Below are 14,863 nucleotides of genomic sequence, written 5' to 3'. Positions count from 1 at the left end.
GAAGGCGATTCTAGCCAGCGCTCCTGCCGCTGCCTGCGGGACTGCGCCTACTCCGGCTTGATGTTCGCAGCCTTGATCACCTGCGCCCACTTCTCGACTTCGGCCTTCTGGAACGCGGCGATCTGCGTCGTGCTCATGTCGGCCGGCTGCATGCCGAAGCCCTTGAGCTTGTCCTGCATCTCGGGCTCGGCCAGGATCTTGCGGATCTCGGTGTGCATCCGGTCGATCACCGGCGCCGGCGTGCCGGCCGGCACGAAGATGGCCTGCCACGACAGCACTTCGAAGTCCTGAAGGCCGGGCAGCCCCGATTCCGCGACCGTCGGCACGTCCGGCATCGAAGGCAGGCGCTTCGCCGAGCTGACCGCGATCGCGCGAAGCTTGCCGCTCTGGATGTGCGGTCCGGCGACGACCGTGGTGTCGAACATCATGTCGACCTGCCCGCCGATGACGTCCTGGATGGCCGGGCCGCTCCCCTTGTAGGGCACGTGGGTGAACTTGACGCCGGACTTGTAGGCCAGCAGCTCCAGCGTCAGGTGCTGCGACGTGCCGGTGCCGGCCGAGGCGGAGGAGAGCCCGCCCGGCTTGGACTTGCTGGCTTCCAGCACATCCTTCAGCGTCTTGTAGGGGCTGCTCTGGTTCACCACCAGCACCACGGGGTTGGTGCCGATCAGGGTGACCGGCGCGAAGGACTTCAGCGGGTCGTAGCCGATCTTCGGATAGAGGCTCACGTTGATGGCGTGCGAGCTGATGGTGCCGCCCAGCATCGTGTAGCCGTCGGGCGCGGCGCGCGACGCGATTTCGGAGCCGATGCTGCCGCCGGCGCCGCCCTTGTTGTCGATCACGACGCTGGTGCCGAGCGCCGGGCCGAGCTTCTGGGCGATCAGGCGGCCGAGCACGTCGGTCGTGCCGCCGGCCGGAAACGGCACGACATAGGTGATGGCCTTGCCGGTGGGCCACTGGCCTTGCGCGAGGGCGGACATTCCCGGCAAGCCGGCAGCGAAGGCGGCGAGGGCGGTGCGGATCAGTGTGCGACGGTGCATGAGGGTGTCTCCTTGAAGTGCGGGTAATGGATGGAGGGCAAGATTGGCGGCGCTCCCCGAGCCTTGGCGCTGAAGGCGATGAAGGGGCTCAAGGCGCTTCGACGATCTCGACCCAGTTCGGGTTCTTGCCCACCGTCAGCCGCTGCGGCGTGCCCAGCGCGCCGGTCGCGGCATCGATGGGATGCACCGAGGCGCTGTGGGATTCCTGGCCGACAGCGACGAGGAAGCGGCCGCTCGGATCGATGGCGAAACCGCGCGGTGTCTTCTCGGTCGGCGCCTGGCCCAGCGGCTGCAGCCGGCCTGTCGCGGCGTCGACCTTGAAGGCCGACAGCGTGCTGGACGTGCGCTCCGAGGCATAGAGATAGCGGCCGTCCGGTGTGAGGTGCAGATCGGCGGCCCATGGCTTGCCCGTGAAGCCTTCGGGCAGGGTGGTGGTGCTCTGCTGCAACTGGAGCGTGCCGCGCGCGGAGTCCCAGGCGTACACATGCAGCCGGGCATCGAGCTCGTCGAGCAGGTACACGAAGCGCTGAGCCTTGTCCCAGACGAAGTGGCGCGGTCCGGACTTCGCAGTGCCCGTCGTCAGCGCGGGTTCGTTGGGCGACAGCACGCCCGCTTCGGCATCGAAGCGCCAGCTCGAAATGTGGTCGCCGCCCAGGCTGGTCGCCAGCACGAAGCGGTTGCTTGCGTCGGCGTGGATCGCGTGGGCATTCGGTGCAGTCGGCAGCAACTGCTGGATCGCGCCCACGGCGCCTGTCTTGTCGATGCTGTTCACCGTGATCTTGTGCCCAGGGTAGGAGGCCGCGAACAACCAGCGCCCTGTTTGATCGGTGTCGATGTTCGCCATGCTGTCGGCCAGTGGTGCCTCGCCCAGCTTCTTCAGCCTCCCGCTCGCGCCGTCGATCGAGAAGCTCACGACCCGGAAGGGTTGTGAGCGAAGCGCCGCGTACAGGAAGCGCTTGTCGGGGCTGACCGCCATCGGCATCGCCATGCCGCCGACGTTCACCGTTTCGATCGGCTTCAGCGTGCCCTGGCCTCGGTCGAGCTCGAGCACAGAGATCTCCTGGCTGTCCGCATTCGAAACATAGACCCAGGTGGCGGCGCAAGCGCTGGTGCCGACGGCGCCGAGCCCGGCTGCCAGCAGCAGTGCCACGCGGCGCAGCGCGCGAGAGGTGAAGGCTTTGTGCATGTTTCAGTCTTGGTGGCCTCGGGGGTTTCAGGGCATGTACTGGCCGCCGTTGACCTCGAGGATCTGGCCCGTCACATAGCCCGAGAGCTGCTCCGAGGCGAGATAGAGGAAGGCGCCCACGCAGTCGTCCGGGTCGCCGATGCGCGCCATCGGGATGGTCGCCTTGAAGGACTCGAGCATCTGCGGTGTCGAGTAGCGGTCGTGGAACGGTGTCTGGATCACGCCCGGCGCCACCGCGTTCACGCGGATGCGCTCGGCCGCGAGCTCCTTCGCCAGGCCGTGGGTGGCGGTGTTGACGAAGCCCTTGGCGCCGGCATACAGGTAGGCCCCGGGCCCGCCGCCATGGCGTGCCGCGACGGACGACACATTGATGATGCTGCCACCGCGCCCCTGCGCGCGCATCAGCGGCACCACCTCGCGGCAGAACGCGAGCATGGACCGCGCGTTGAGATGCAGGATCTCGTCGAAGAGTGCGTCCTCGAAGTCGGCGATGGGCACGCGCTGGACCAGGCCGCCCGCGTTGTTCACCAGAACGTCGATGCCGCCCCAGCGCGCCTTCGTCTCGATCACGATGCGGCGAATGGCTTGCGTGTCGCGCACGTCGCCCTGCAGGGCGAAGGCCTCGCCGCCGTCGGCCGTGATCGCATCGACCAGCGCCTTCGCCGGGTCGGCCGAAGCGTTGTAGTGCACCGCCACCCGCATTCCGCGCGCAGCGTACGCCCGTGCGACGGCGGCGCCGATCCCGGTGCTGGCGCCGGTGACCAGTGCGCTCCGGCCTTTGAGGTCTTCCATGGCTTCTCTTCCTTTCAGGTGACGGGTGCAGGGTTGAACAGCACCAGTGCGTTGTGCAGCTTCCAGTGCTCGGCCCAGGTCTTCCTTCGGCCGCTCGCGACATCGAGCATGAGCCGGAACAGTTCCCAGCCCACGTCCTCGATGCTGGCTTCGCCATCGGCGATGCGGCCTGCGTTGACGTCCATCAGGTCGTGCCAGCGGCGCGCCAGCTCGCTGCGGGTGGCGACCTTGATCACCGGCACCTCGGCCAGCCCGTAAGGCGTGCCGCGGCCGGTGGTGAAGACATGCAGGTTGATGCCGGCCGCGAGCTGCAGCGTGCCGCAGATGAAGTCCGAGGCCGGCGTCGCCGCGTAGAGCAGGCCCTTCTGCCGCGCCTTTTCGCCGGGCGGCACTACGCCGGAAATCGGCGCACTGCCCGACTTCACGATCGAGCCCATCGCCTTCTCGACGATGTTGGAGAGCCCGCCCTTCTTGTTGCCGGGCGTGGTGTTGGCGCTGCGGTCGACCCGGCCGCGGTCGAGGTAGGCGTCGTACCAGGCCATCTCGCGGATCATGGCCTCGGCCACTTCCGGCGTCGCGGCCCGCGAGGTGAGCTGGTCGATGCCGTCGCGTACCTCCGTCACCTCCGAGAACATCACGGTCGCGCCGGCGCGCACCAGCAGGTCGGTGCAGAAGCCCACGGCCGGGTTGGCGGTGACGCCCGAGAAGGCATCGCTGCCGCCGCATTGCACGCCGACCACCAGCTCGCTGGCCGGCACCGTCTCGCGACGCCGGGCATTCAGCCGCTCGAGGTGTTCCTCGGCCTGGCGCAGGATGGCATCGACCATCGACATGAAGCCGACGTGCGCTTCGTCCTGCAGGCAGACCACGTCGAGCTTGGGCTCGGCGGTGGCGCCGATGTCGGCCACGTTGCGCTCGTCGATCAGCGGGATCGTGCCGGGCGGAAGCAGTCGCTCGGGCTGCAGCTTCTCGCAACCCAGGCTGACGACCATCACCTCGCCGCCGAAGTTCGGGTTGAGGCTGATGTTGCGCAGCGTGCGGATGGGAATGACCGCGTCTGGCGCGTCGATCGCCACGCCGCAGCCATAGCCGTGCTCCAGGGCGACCACGTCGTCGACGTTCGGGTACTTCGGCAGCAGTTCGGCCTTGATGCGCTGCACCGCGAACTCGGTCACGCCGGCCACGCACTGCACGGTCTGGGTGATGGCCAGGATGTTGCGCGTGCCGACCGAGCCGTCCGGGTTGCGGTAGCCCTCGAAGGTGTAGCCCTCCAGCGGCGCCTGCCGCGGAGGCTTCACTGTCGCGATCGGCAGGCCGTCGAGGGCGCGGGCGGCGGGCATCCGCAGCAGGCGCTCGTGGACCCAGCTGCCGGCCGCGATGGGCTTCAGCGCATAGCCGATCACGACGTCGTAGCGGCGCACCTCGCCGCCTTCGGGAATGTCGACCAGCGCGACCTTGTGCGCCTGCGGCACCTTCTCGCGCAGCGTCAGTCCCGAGGGGAACACCGTGCCCGCCGGAAGGCCGCCGTCGTTGGCCACGATCGCGACGTTGTCGCGCTCGTGCATGTGGATGGTCAGCGGGGCGGTGGCTTGGAGCGGAGGGGTCATGGGCGACGAATCATTCAGACAGCGCGACGATCTCGACCCAGTTCGGGTCGCGACCGGCGGCGGCCGTGTCACGGACTGCCAGTGCACCGGAATCAGGATCGATCGCGTAGAGGGTCACACGATGAGAGAGCTGGCCGGCGGCGACGAGAAAGAGGCCCCGGGCATCAATGGCAAAGCCGCGGGGCTGCGCTTCCGTCGGTACGTACCGCGGCGCCGCCAGCCGTCCGTCGAGGGCGTCTACTGCGATGATGGCAAGCGTGCTGGAGCGCCGCTCGCAGGCATAGAGAAAGCGGCCATCGGGTGTGAGATGCAAGTCGGCAGCCCACGGCTCGCCCGTGAAGCCCGGCGGCAGCATGGCAAGACTTTGCAGCGCCGTCAGCGCGCCGCTGGCTGCGTCGACCCCGAGGACCGTGATCGACCCGTCGAGTTCGCCGAGCAGGTAGATGAACCGGCCTCCTGGTGCGAAGACGAAGTGGCGCGGACCGGAACCGGGCGGGGCCTCCCACGCAGCCGGCTCTGCGGGTGCCAGCGTCCCGCTCGCAGCATCGAAATGCCAGTGCATGACCACGCCGCTGCCCAGGCAGGTGGCATAAACATGGCGGTTGGCGGCATCGGCCTGGACGCAATGCGCATTCGAGCCGGTGGGGATGATCTGCCGCGCAGCTTGCGGCTTGCCATCGGCATCGATGGGGTTGACCGCGACCAGGTGGCCGCCATAGGACGCGCTGAACAGATGGCGTCCGCTGCGATCGGTGGCGATGTAGGCCATGCTGTGCGCCAGTGGCGCCTCGCCCAGCGGAGCGAGTCGGCCGCTTGCCGGATCGATCGAGAAGCCGATGACGGCCAGCGGTGCCGAACGCCTCGCGACGTACAGCCGCCGCCGGTCGGGGCTGAGTGCCATCGGCATCAGCGTGCCGCCGACGGCGACGTCCTGGCGCCGCGTAAGCGTCCCGGTGCGCTCGTCGAGCGAGAAGACCGTGATATCGCCACTCTCGGCATTGGAGACGTACACGGCGGCGGTCATGGCGATAAGGCCTGTATCGTCAGAGGCCGAGCGCGCGCGGCAGCCACAGCGACAGCGCGGGCACGTAGGTCACGGCGATCAGCACGAGGAACAGCGCGACCAGGAAGGGCGCCGCCGCCCGTGTGACGACCCCGATCGACAATTTGGAGACCGCGCTTCCGACGAACAGCACCGTTCCGACCGGTGGCGTGATGAGGCCGATGCCCAGGTTCACCATCATGATCATGCCGAAGTGCACGGGATCGACGCCGAGCAGCTTGACCACGGGCAGCAGGATCGGCGTGAGGATGAGGATCAGCGGGGACATGTCCATCAGCGTGCCGAGCACCAGCAGCATCACGTTGATCATCATCAGGACCACGTACTTGTTGTCCGAGACGCTGGTGAAGAAGGTCGTGACCTTCAGCGGAATCTGCATCAGCGTCATCATGTAGCCGAAGCTGGCAGCGAAGCCGATCAGGATCATCACGATCGTCACTGTCTTCACGGTGCGATGCACCAGCTTCGGCAGGTCGCGCCATTTGTAGTCGCGGTAGATGAACATCGTGACGAAGAAGGCCCAGACAACCGCGATCGAGGCCGACTCGTTGGCGGTGAAGACGCCCGACAGGATGCCGCCGAGAATGATCACCATGGTCATCAGGCCCCACATCGCATCCAGGCAGATCTTCAGCGCCTGGCGCAGCGGGATTACCTCGCCCTTGGGGTAATTCTTCCGGCTGGCGATGACCAGGCAGAGGACGGCAAGCGACAGGCCCATCAGCAGGCCGGGGAGCACGCCCGCGACGAACAGGCTGGCGATCGACACGGAGCCGCCGGCAGCCAGCGAATACAGCACCGCGTTGTGGCTCGGCGGAATCAGGATGGCCTGCACCGAGCCGCTGACCGTCACGGCGGTCGCGAAGTCGCGCGGGTAGCCTTTCCTCTCCATTTCGGGAATCAGGACCGAGCCGATGGAAGCCGTGTCGGCCACCGACGACCCGGAGATTGCGCCAAAAAAGGTGGACGCCAGAATGTTCACCAGCGAAAGGCCGCCGCGAATGAAGCCCACCAGCACGCCCGCGAATGCCACCAGCCGGCGTGACATGCCGCCTTCGGCCATGATGGCCCCGGCCAAGACGAAGAAGGGGATGGCGAGCAGCGAGAACTTGTTGACGCCGGATGCGAGCTGGATCATCACCGCGTCGAGCGGGATATCGATCCAGAGCGCGCCGATCAGCGCCGACAGGCCCAGCGCGTAGGCGATGGGCATCCCGAGCATCATCAGCAGCGCGAAGCTGCCGAGCAAGACGAAGGCGTCCATCAGCGCGCTCCCTCGGGGGCGTCAGCGCCTTCCTCGTAGCGCACGACGTTGCGATGGGCCTGACTCCCGCAAGCCATGCGCTCGATCACGAAGACCAGCGTCACCGCCGAGCCGGCGGGCAGCGCGGCATACGTGACCCCGACGGGCAGCCAGGGCAGCTCGCTGATCGACTGGTGCCAGGTCTCCATGCACAGCCGCGTGCCGTAATAGGCGACGAACGCGCACACGACGATCATCAGCAGATCCACCAGCACTGCGAGCGCCTTCTTCAGGGGCTCGCGCAGCAGGTCGGTGATCATCGAGACGGCGATGTGGGCACCGGCCCGATAAGCCGCCGCAGCGCCGATGAAGGTGAATACCATCATGAACAGGATGGCGACGGGTTCCGGCCACTGCGATCCGGTGCCGAGCACGTACCGCGTGAATACCCCCCAGGGAATGATCAGGGACATCAGGAAGATGGCGAAACCGGCCAGCCAGATGCAGGCGAGGTAGAGCCGGTCGCAAGCGCGCACGAAGAGGGGATCCATGGGGAAAGCGCTCCCTGCTACTTGGTGGCTTCGATGCGCTTGATCAGGGTGGCGTAGTCCGCGCCGTACTTGGCCCGAACCGGCGCGGTCGCGTCATAGAACGGCTTGTTGTCGATATTGATGAATTCGACGCCTGCCGCCTTCAGCTTGGCTGTGTAGTCGGCGACGCTCTTGTCCCACAGCGCGCGCTGCTCCATCTGTGCCTCGCGCGAGAACTTCTTGACCAGCGCCTGATCGTCCTTCGACAGCTTGTCCCAGGTGACCTTCGACATGACGAAGATCTCGGGAATGATCAGGTGATTGGTCTGCGTGTAGTACTTGGCGCCGGCCTGGTAGTGGTTGGCGGTGAAGAGGGTGGGCGGGTTGTTCTCGGCGCCATCGACCACGCCAGTCTGGATCGCCGTGAAGACTTCGCCATAGCCCATCGAGATGCCGTTGCCGCCCATCGCGTTCATCGTGTCGACGAACAAGGGGTTGCCCATCATCCGGATCTTCATGCCCTTCAGGTCGGCGGGCGTGCGCACCGGCTTCTTCGTATAGAGGCTGCGCGAGCCACCGTCCATCCAGCCGAGGCCGACGAGCTTGGCGGGCGAGGCGGTGATCTTGTCGAGCATCTCCTGGCCGATCGGCCCGTCGATCACTGCGCGCATGTGCGCTTCGTCGCGGAATACGAAAGGCATGTTGAAGACGTTGACCTCCGGCACCACGGGGCCGATGGGGCCGAGCGAGGTGCGCAGGATCTGGATGGCGCCCACCTGCGTCTGCTCGATCATCTCCTTCTCGCCGCCGAGCACGGAGCCCGGGAACATCTGGAGCTTGATGCGGCCCTTGGTGGCCTCCTCGAGCTTCTTGCCCATGTGTTCGATCGCCACGACGTTGGGATAGCCGGCGGGATGCACGTCGGCGGCCTTGAGCGTCATCGTCTGGGCCTGGGACGGAGTGGGAAGGGTTGCGCCCCAGGCAAAGGCAGCTGCCGCCGTGCAGGCAGCCATGAGAGTGCGAGAAAACGTCATGAAAGTCTCCGAGGTGTTGTGTGAATCTGGAACGAAGAAAGAAGAGGGGCCCGCTTTCCGCCGGCACATCTCATTCGAACGGGCCTTGCGCCGTGAAAGCGCCGCCCTGGTAGACGGCATTGGGATCGTCGGCAGCCACCGGCGGCTGGGCCTCGACCTTGGCGCGGAAGACCTCCGAGCTGTCCTGCGGCTGGAAGCCGAGCTGCGCCGCGGCGTGGTTGTCCCACCAGACGTCGCGGTTGGCGGACATGCCGTAGACCACCATGTGCCCGATGTCCGGCGTGAACAGCGACTTCTCGATCAGCGCTGTCAGGTCGCGGTAGCTGAGCCAGGTGCTCATCATCCGGCGGTTGGCCGGTTCGGGGAACGAGGAGCCGATGCGGATGCTCACCGTCTCGATGCCCCAGCGGTCGAAGTAGAACTGGGCCACGTCCTCGCCGAATGACTTCGACAGGCCGTAGTAGCCGTCGGGCCGGCGCGCCGCGTGGGCGTCGATCTTTTCGCTTTGCTTGTAGAAGCCGATCACATGGTTGGAGCTGGCGAAGACTACTCGCTTGACGCCGTGACGGCGCGCACCTTCATATATATGGAAGACGCCCTTGATGTTGGCCTCGAGGACTTCCTCGAAAGGGCGTTCGACGGAGACGCCCCCAAGGTGCACGATCGCGTCGCAGCCGGCGACCATCGCATCGACGGCGGCATTGTCGGAGAGGTCGCAGGGCACGACCTCTTCGTGGGAGCCTTCGGCCGGCGCGAGCGCGGCGATGTCGGACACCCGCAACGTGCGGGCAAAGGGACGCAGGCGTTCGCGCAGTACCTTGCCCAGTCCGCCAGCGGCTCCGGTCAACAGCAATCGATTCAAACGGGGAGGGGAGGAAGGCGCACTCATCGTTGCTTGTCTCTGTGAGTCGTAGGTTATCGGTTGTCGTACAACGCTCGGGTGATTATCATCACCCCATGTCGAACCTGTCAACCGGGACAACCGCAGCCGCCGAGCCGGCCACCTCGGTCGAAAGACCGCGCCGCCGCGGTCGCGGCCTGGCGCACGGCCTGGTCGACGACCTGGGGGAGAAGATCCGCAGCCAGCAACTGCGCCCGGGCGACAAGCTGCCGACCGAGTCGGCCATCATGCAGGCCTACGGCGTCAGCCGCACCGTGGTGCGCGAGGCTCTGTCGAAGCTGCAGGCCGGCGGGCTGGTGGAAACGCACCACGGCATCGGCACCTTCGTGCTGCAGCCCCGGGCGCCGGGGATGTTCCGGCTGGAGGCCTCCGATATCGCCACCACGGTCGACGTGCTGGCGGTGCTGGAACTGCGAATCAGCCTGGAGACCGAATCGGCCGGCCTGGCGGCGACCCGCCGCACCGAGGAGCAATTGGCGGCATTGCGCGACGCACTGGACGATTTCGAGCGCAACGTGGCAGTGGCAGGAGACACGGTGGCACCCGACTTCCGCTTCCACTTGCAAATTGCGCAGGCCACCGGCAATCCGTACTTCGCGGACATCATGAGCCACCTCGGCACCACGATCATTCCGCGGACCCGCATCACGGCCATCCGCAACCACGACCGCCGCGGCGAGTACCTGAGCCGGGTCAACCGCGAGCACGAAGAAATCTATGCAGCCATCGCGCGAGGCGATCCGGACTCGGCACGGGCGGCCATGCGCATCCATCTGACGAACAGCCGCGAGCGCCTGCGCGTTGCGCAGGAAGCCGCCCAGCGCGAAAGCAAGGCACCTGCGCAAGGTGGCGAGGAACCTTCCGCCTGAACGGCGTCCGATCGCTGGACATCGCACGTCTTAAGTTGTACGATGACTGATAACTTAGAACAACCCAGACTTCGGCGTGCCCGCACGCACTTCCCATCCCCTTCATTAGGAGACCCAAGTCATGACCTTGAATCGACGCGATCTCGTGCTCGGCGCCGTCGGCGTCAGCCTGCTGGCCAGCGCTGCGCATGCAGCCGACGCCTGGCCTTCCAAGCCCGTGCGCATCGTGGTGCCGTACCCGCCGGGGGGCTCGTCCGACATCATCGCGCGCGCCATCAGCCAGCCCCTGTCGGAGGCGCTCAAGCAATCGGTGATCGTGGAGAACCGCGCGGGCGCCAACGGCAACCTCGGCGCCGACCTCGTGGCCAAGGCCCCGGGCGACGGCTACACGCTGTTGCTTTGCGACGTCGGCGCGCTGGCGATCAGCCCATCGGTCTACACCAAGCTCTCCTTCGATCCCTCGAAGGACCTGCGCGGCGTCACCATGCTGGCCTATTCGCCGCACCTGCTGGTGGTGCATCCGTCCGTGCAGGCGAGCAGCCTGAAGGAACTGGTCGCGCTGTCGAAGAAGGCCGACCTGAACTTCGCGGTGACCGCCACCGGCAGCGCCCCCCACCTGGCCGGCGTGGCGCTCGAGCGCGCGAGCGGCGCGCGCTGGCAGTACGTGCCGTACAAGGGCGGCGTGCAGGCCATCCAGGACACGGTCGGCGGCCAGACCCAGGTGCTGATGAACGGCATGCTCGCCACGCTGCCGCACGTGCAGAGCGGCAAGCTCAAGGTGCTGGGCGTTTCCAAGTCCACCCGCATGCCGCTGATCGGCGACGTGCCCACCATCGCCGAGCAGGGCGTGGCGGGCTTCGAGTCGGGCACGTGGCAGGGCCTGCTGGCGCCGCGCGGCACGCCCGACGCCGTCATCCAGCGCCTCAACAAGGAGCTGGTCGCCATCATTCGCTCGGCCGACATCCGCTCGCGCCTGGCCGGGCAAGGCGCCGAAGTCGTGACCATGACGCCCGCCGAGCAGGAGCAGTTCTTCAACAAGGAACGCGCGCGCTGGGCCAAAGTGGTCGACGCGGCGCAGATCAAGCTTGACTGAAGCTCTGTCCCAGGGTGCCTCACTTCGTGTGGCCGCCCCCTTTTTTACGGAGGCAACACCAGCGGCCCGGCAAAGCCGGTTCCGCGGCGTTACTTGGCTCTCCCCCAGGTTGGCTCACTTCGTGTAGCCGCCCACCCCCCACCGGGGGCAACACCAGCAGCCCGGCAAAGCCGGTTCCGCGGTGTTCCCCGACTTTCCTTCACTCTTTTTTTAGGATCTTTGGATGAATCCCCAGGAACTCAAATCCATCATGGGCTCCGGCCTGCTGTCTTTTCCGTTGACCGACTTCGATGCCGAGGGCAACTTCCACAAGAGGGGTTACATCGAGCGCCTTGAATGGCTGGCCCCCTACGGCGCGAGCGCGCTGTTCGCCGCCGGCGGCACGGGCGAGTTCTTCTCGCTTACCAGTGACGAGTACCCGGAGATCATCGAGACGGCGGTGCAGACCTGCCGCGGCAAGGTGCCGATCATCGCGGGCGCGGGTGGCCCCACGCGCTTTGCGATCCAGTGCGCGCAGGCTGCCGAGAAGGCCGGCGCCCACGGCGTCCTGCTGCTGCCGCACTACCTGACCGAAGCCGGCCAGGAAGGACTGGCCGCGCACGTGGAGGCGGTGTGCAAGAGCGTGAAGTTCGGCGTCATCGTCTACAACCGCGGCCAGAGCAGGCTGTACCCCGATACCCTGGCGAAGCTGGCCGAGCGCTGCCCCAATCTCGTCGGCTTCAAGGATGGCATCGGCGACATCGAGCTCATGAGCTCGATCCACCTGCGCATGGGCGATCGCTTCGCCTATCTCGGCGGCCTGCCGACGGCCGAGGTCTACGCGGCGGCCTACAAGGCGCTGGGCACGCCGGTGTATTCCTCGGCGGTCTTCAACTTCATTCCGAAGACCGCGATGGACTTCTACAAGGCGGTGGCGGCCGACGACACGGCGACGCAGCACCGGCTGCTCAAGCAGTTCTTCATGCCTTACCTCGAGATCCGCAACAAGGGCCAGGGCTATGCGGTGAGCATCGTCAAGGCCGGGGCGCGCATCGTCGGGCACGACGCAGGACCGGTGCGCACGCCGCTCACCGAACTCAAGCCGCAGGAGTACGACGCCCTGGCCTCGCTCATCGGCCAACTCGGGCCGCAGTAGGGTTGCAGGGCGGCGCCCTGGCCGACGCGCCGCGGCTCGCCTATTCTTGAGACAGCGTGCGGGGCCGCCCAGACGGCCCCGCATTTTTTCCGACCGACACAAGGACTGTCATGCAGAACTTCGACAACCTGATCAACGGCGAATGGCGCAGCGGCGCCAGCTACAGCCCCAACACCAACCCGAGCAACCTGCAGGACGTGCTCGGCCACTACGCCCAGGGTGACGCGGCCCAGGTCGATGAAGCGGTGGCGGCTGCCAACGCCGCCTTCCCGGCCTGGTCCACCGGCAGCGTGCAGGCGCGCTCGGATGCGTTGGACAAGATCGGCAACGAGATCCTGGCGCGCAAGGAAGAGCTGGGCACGCTGCTGGCGCGCGAGGAGGGCAAGACCCGCGCCGAAGGCATCGGCGAGGCGACGCGCGCCGGCCACATCTTCAAGTTCTTCGCTGGCGAATGCCTGCGCCTGGCGGGCGAGGTGATCCCGTCGGTGCGCCCCGGCATCGGCATCGAGATCACGCGCGAGCCGGTCGGCGTGGTGGGGCTGATCACCCCGTGGAACTTTCCGATCGCGATCCCGGCCTGGAAGGTGGCGCCCGCGCTGGCCTACGGCAACTGCGTGGTGCTCAAGCCCGCCGACCTGGTGCCCGGCTGCGCCTGGGCGCTGGCCGAGATCATCAGCCGCTCGGGCATCCCGGCCGGCGTCTTCAACCTGGTGATGGGGCGCGGCAGCGTCATCGGCGATGCGCTGGTCAACCATCCGGGCATCCAGGCCATCAGCTTCACCGGTTCGGTCGGCGTCGGCCGCCGCATCGCGGTGCAATGCGCCACGACGCACAAGAAGGTGCAGCTCGAGATGGGCGGCAAGAATCCGCAGGTGGTGCTCGACGATGCCGACCTGAACCAGGCGGTCGAGCTCAGCGTGCAGAGCGCTTTCTATTCGACCGGCCAGCGCTGCACCGCGTCGAGCCGGCTGATCGTGACCGAGGGCATCTACCCGAAGTTCATCGAGGCGATGAAGGCGCGCATGGCGAAGATCAAGGTCGGCGATGCGCTGGCGCAGGGCACCGACATCGGCCCGGTCTCCAGCGAGAGCCAACTGCAGCAAGACCTGGAGTACATCGACATCGGCCGGGGCGAAGGCGCCAGCCTCGTGGCTGGCGGCGACCGGTTGAGGCTGGACACCGAGGGCTACTACATGTCGCCCGCGCTGTTCAGCGAAACGGTCGGAAGCATGCGCATCAACAAGGAAGAGATCTTCGGGCCGGTGGCGAGCGTCATCCGCGTGAAGAACTACGAGGAGGCGCTGGCGACGGCGAACGACACGGAGTTCGGGCTGTCCGCAGGCATCGCCACGACTTCGCTGAAGTACGCGACGCACTTCAAGCGGCACAGCCAGGCGGGGATGGTGATGGTGAACCTGCCGACTGCGGGCGTCGATTACCACGTGCCTTTTGGCGGGAGGAAGGGGTCGAGCTATGGGGCGCGGGAGCAGGGGCGGTATGCGCAGGAGTTTTTTACTGTGGTGAAGACGGCGTATACGTTGGCTTGATTTCTTTGGTTCCGTCTTTCCCTTTCCCTCTGGGAGGGGGCTGGGTGAGGTGCACCGGTCTTCGATTGGGACGTTGCGCTTTGTTGAAGGCTGGAGCCGGGGCGTCGTCCCGGCAGCCGAGTCACTTTCTTTTGCTTCGCCAAAAGAAAGTAACCAAAGAAAAGGCGACCCCACTGCGCGTGACCCTTCGCTTCGCTACGGGCAACCTGCGGTGCTCGCTTTTCGCGGGGTCCGCGCAAACTCGCCTGCGGCTCAAACACGCGCGGCCCTGATCCGCGAAAAGCTCCGCTCCTCGGCACGCGCAGAGGGGATATGGACGGGCCATTGCTTCGCTCGGCCACCAACGGCCTCGCTGCGCGAGGCCTGGAACAGGTGCGTGCGTATGCGCCTCGCACTTGAGCACGAGCACGAGCACGAGCACGGGCACGGGCATGGACATGGAATGTGCCTATGCGCGTGTGATGTGCGTGTGCTCGACTGCTAGCGTGAGCGAAGACTCGAAGCTCATGCCCATCTGCACACCACACAAGGACGCGCCATGGCGCGTTGGATTCCAGGTCCCCTCTGGCCGTAGCCGAGGAGCGGAGCTTTTCGCGGATCAGGGCCGCGCGTGTTTGAGCGAAGCGAGTTTGCGCGGACCCCGCGAAAAGCGAGCACCGGAGGCTTCCCGTAGCGAAGCGGAGGGCTGCGGCCAGTGGGGTCGCCTTTTCTTTGGTTACTTTCTTTTGGCGAAGCAAAAGAAAGTGACTCGGCTGCCGGGACGACGCCCCGGCTCCAGCCTCACCCCAAGCGCAACGTAAGACTAGCGAGTCACGCAAGCACC

General features: G+C 66.6%; 13 protein-coding genes. 4 read left to right on the top strand and 9 right to left on the bottom strand.

Features of this window, described 5'->3' with window-relative positions; all coding sequences use genetic code 11:
- Positions 1-47 precede the first annotated feature (47 nt).
- The 9 genes from E5CHR_RS22610 to E5CHR_RS22570 all read right to left on the bottom strand — a co-directional run bounded on the left by E5CHR_RS22610 (position 48) and on the right by E5CHR_RS22570 (position 9,384).
- Positions 48-1,040, bottom strand: a complete 993-nt coding sequence (locus tag E5CHR_RS22610; protein WP_162581919.1) for a Bug family tripartite tricarboxylate transporter substrate binding protein — start codon at positions 1,038-1,040, stop codon at positions 48-50.
- 88 nt (positions 1,041-1,128) lie between these two features.
- Positions 1,129-2,226: a lactonase family protein gene (locus E5CHR_RS22605; RefSeq protein ID WP_162581918.1), complete on the bottom strand. Its 1,098-nt coding sequence runs from the start codon at positions 2,224-2,226 to the stop codon at positions 1,129-1,131.
- Positions 2,227-2,253: 27 nt separating this feature from the next.
- Complete coding sequence (locus E5CHR_RS22600) at positions 2,254-3,018, bottom strand: SDR family NAD(P)-dependent oxidoreductase (RefSeq protein ID WP_162581917.1); 765 nt, start codon at positions 3,016-3,018, stop codon at positions 2,254-2,256.
- 14 nt (positions 3,019-3,032) lie between these two features.
- Complete coding sequence (gene garD / locus E5CHR_RS22595; RefSeq protein WP_162581916.1) at positions 3,033-4,625, bottom strand: galactarate dehydratase; 1,593 nt, start codon at positions 4,623-4,625, stop codon at positions 3,033-3,035.
- A 10-nt stretch (positions 4,626-4,635) separates the two neighbouring features.
- The gene (locus tag E5CHR_RS22590; protein ID WP_162581915.1) at positions 4,636-5,649 is read right to left on the bottom strand and encodes a lactonase family protein; all 1,014 of its coding nucleotides are present in this window, start codon (positions 5,647-5,649) and stop codon (positions 4,636-4,638) included.
- A 19-nt stretch (positions 5,650-5,668) separates the two neighbouring features.
- Positions 5,669-6,952: a TRAP transporter large permease gene (locus E5CHR_RS22585; protein WP_162581914.1), complete on the bottom strand. Its 1,284-nt coding sequence runs from the start codon at positions 6,950-6,952 to the stop codon at positions 5,669-5,671.
- The gene (locus tag E5CHR_RS22580; protein ID WP_162581913.1) at positions 6,952-7,482 is read right to left on the bottom strand and encodes a TRAP transporter small permease; all 531 of its coding nucleotides are present in this window, start codon (positions 7,480-7,482) and stop codon (positions 6,952-6,954) included. The genes E5CHR_RS22585 and E5CHR_RS22580 overlap by 1 nt, the downstream gene beginning before the upstream one ends.
- A 17-nt stretch (positions 7,483-7,499) precedes the next feature.
- Positions 7,500-8,495: a TRAP transporter substrate-binding protein gene (locus E5CHR_RS22575; RefSeq protein ID WP_174255734.1), complete on the bottom strand. Its 996-nt coding sequence runs from the start codon at positions 8,493-8,495 to the stop codon at positions 7,500-7,502.
- Positions 8,496-8,565: 70 nt separating this feature from the next.
- Positions 8,566-9,384, bottom strand: a complete 819-nt coding sequence (locus E5CHR_RS22570; RefSeq protein WP_162581912.1) for an NAD-dependent epimerase/dehydratase family protein — start codon at positions 9,382-9,384, stop codon at positions 8,566-8,568.
- A 68-nt stretch (positions 9,385-9,452) separates the two neighbouring features.
- On the opposite strand from E5CHR_RS22570, the gene E5CHR_RS22565 reads away from it, so the two are divergent.
- The 4 genes from E5CHR_RS22565 (at position 9,453) to E5CHR_RS22550 (ending at position 14,040) form a co-directional block, all read left to right on the top strand.
- Positions 9,453-10,265 (top strand): FadR/GntR family transcriptional regulator, encoded by an 813-nt coding sequence (locus E5CHR_RS22565; protein ID WP_162581911.1) that lies wholly within the window; start codon positions 9,453-9,455, stop codon positions 10,263-10,265.
- 121 nt (positions 10,266-10,386) lie between these two features.
- A complete protein-coding gene (locus tag E5CHR_RS22560; RefSeq protein WP_162581910.1) occupies positions 10,387-11,358 on the top strand; it encodes a Bug family tripartite tricarboxylate transporter substrate binding protein in 972 nt (323 codons plus the stop codon).
- 223 nt (positions 11,359-11,581) lie between these two features.
- A complete protein-coding gene (kdgD, locus tag E5CHR_RS22555; protein ID WP_162581909.1) occupies positions 11,582-12,493 on the top strand; it encodes a 5-dehydro-4-deoxyglucarate dehydratase in 912 nt (303 codons plus the stop codon).
- Positions 12,494-12,603: 110 nt separating this feature from the next.
- Positions 12,604-14,040, top strand: a complete 1,437-nt coding sequence (locus E5CHR_RS22550; RefSeq protein ID WP_162581908.1) for an aldehyde dehydrogenase family protein — start codon at positions 12,604-12,606, stop codon at positions 14,038-14,040.
- The last annotated feature ends 823 nt before the right edge of the window (positions 14,041-14,863 follow it).

The organism is Variovorax sp. PBS-H4 (assembly GCF_901827205.1).
Lineage (GTDB): Bacteria > Pseudomonadota > Gammaproteobacteria > Burkholderiales > Burkholderiaceae_C > Variovorax.
The sequence above is the reverse complement of the archived record's forward strand: the minus strand, read 5'-3'. Positions and strand labels throughout refer to the sequence as shown.

Coding starts and splice junctions, on each gene's coding strand:
- E5CHR_RS22585 (WP_162581914.1), bottom strand. CDS start 6,952: ATGGACGCCTTCGTCTTGCTCGGCAGCTTCGCGCTGCTGATGATGCTC.
- kdgD (WP_162581909.1), top strand. CDS start 11,582: ATGAATCCCCAGGAACTCAAATCCATCATGGGCTCCGGCCTGCTGTCT.
- E5CHR_RS22560 (WP_162581910.1), top strand. CDS start 10,387: ATGACCTTGAATCGACGCGATCTCGTGCTCGGCGCCGTCGGCGTCAGC.
- E5CHR_RS22605 (WP_162581918.1), bottom strand. CDS start 2,226: ATGCACAAAGCCTTCACCTCTCGCGCGCTGCGCCGCGTGGCACTGCTG.
- garD (WP_162581916.1), bottom strand. CDS start 4,625: ATGACCCCTCCGCTCCAAGCCACCGCCCCGCTGACCATCCACATGCAC.
- E5CHR_RS22570 (WP_162581912.1), bottom strand. CDS start 9,384: ATGAGTGCGCCTTCCTCCCCTCCCCGTTTGAATCGATTGCTGTTGACC.
- E5CHR_RS22600 (WP_162581917.1), bottom strand. CDS start 3,018: ATGGAAGACCTCAAAGGCCGGAGCGCACTGGTCACCGGCGCCAGCACC.
- E5CHR_RS22575 (WP_174255734.1), bottom strand. CDS start 8,495: ATGACGTTTTCTCGCACTCTCATGGCTGCCTGCACGGCGGCAGCTGCC.
- E5CHR_RS22580 (WP_162581913.1), bottom strand. CDS start 7,482: ATGGATCCCCTCTTCGTGCGCGCTTGCGACCGGCTCTACCTCGCCTGC.
- E5CHR_RS22590 (WP_162581915.1), bottom strand. CDS start 5,649: ATGACCGCCGCCGTGTACGTCTCCAATGCCGAGAGTGGCGATATCACG.
- E5CHR_RS22565 (WP_162581911.1), top strand. CDS start 9,453: ATGTCGAACCTGTCAACCGGGACAACCGCAGCCGCCGAGCCGGCCACC.
- E5CHR_RS22610 (WP_162581919.1), bottom strand. CDS start 1,040: ATGCACCGTCGCACACTGATCCGCACCGCCCTCGCCGCCTTCGCTGCC.
- E5CHR_RS22550 (WP_162581908.1), top strand. CDS start 12,604: ATGCAGAACTTCGACAACCTGATCAACGGCGAATGGCGCAGCGGCGCC.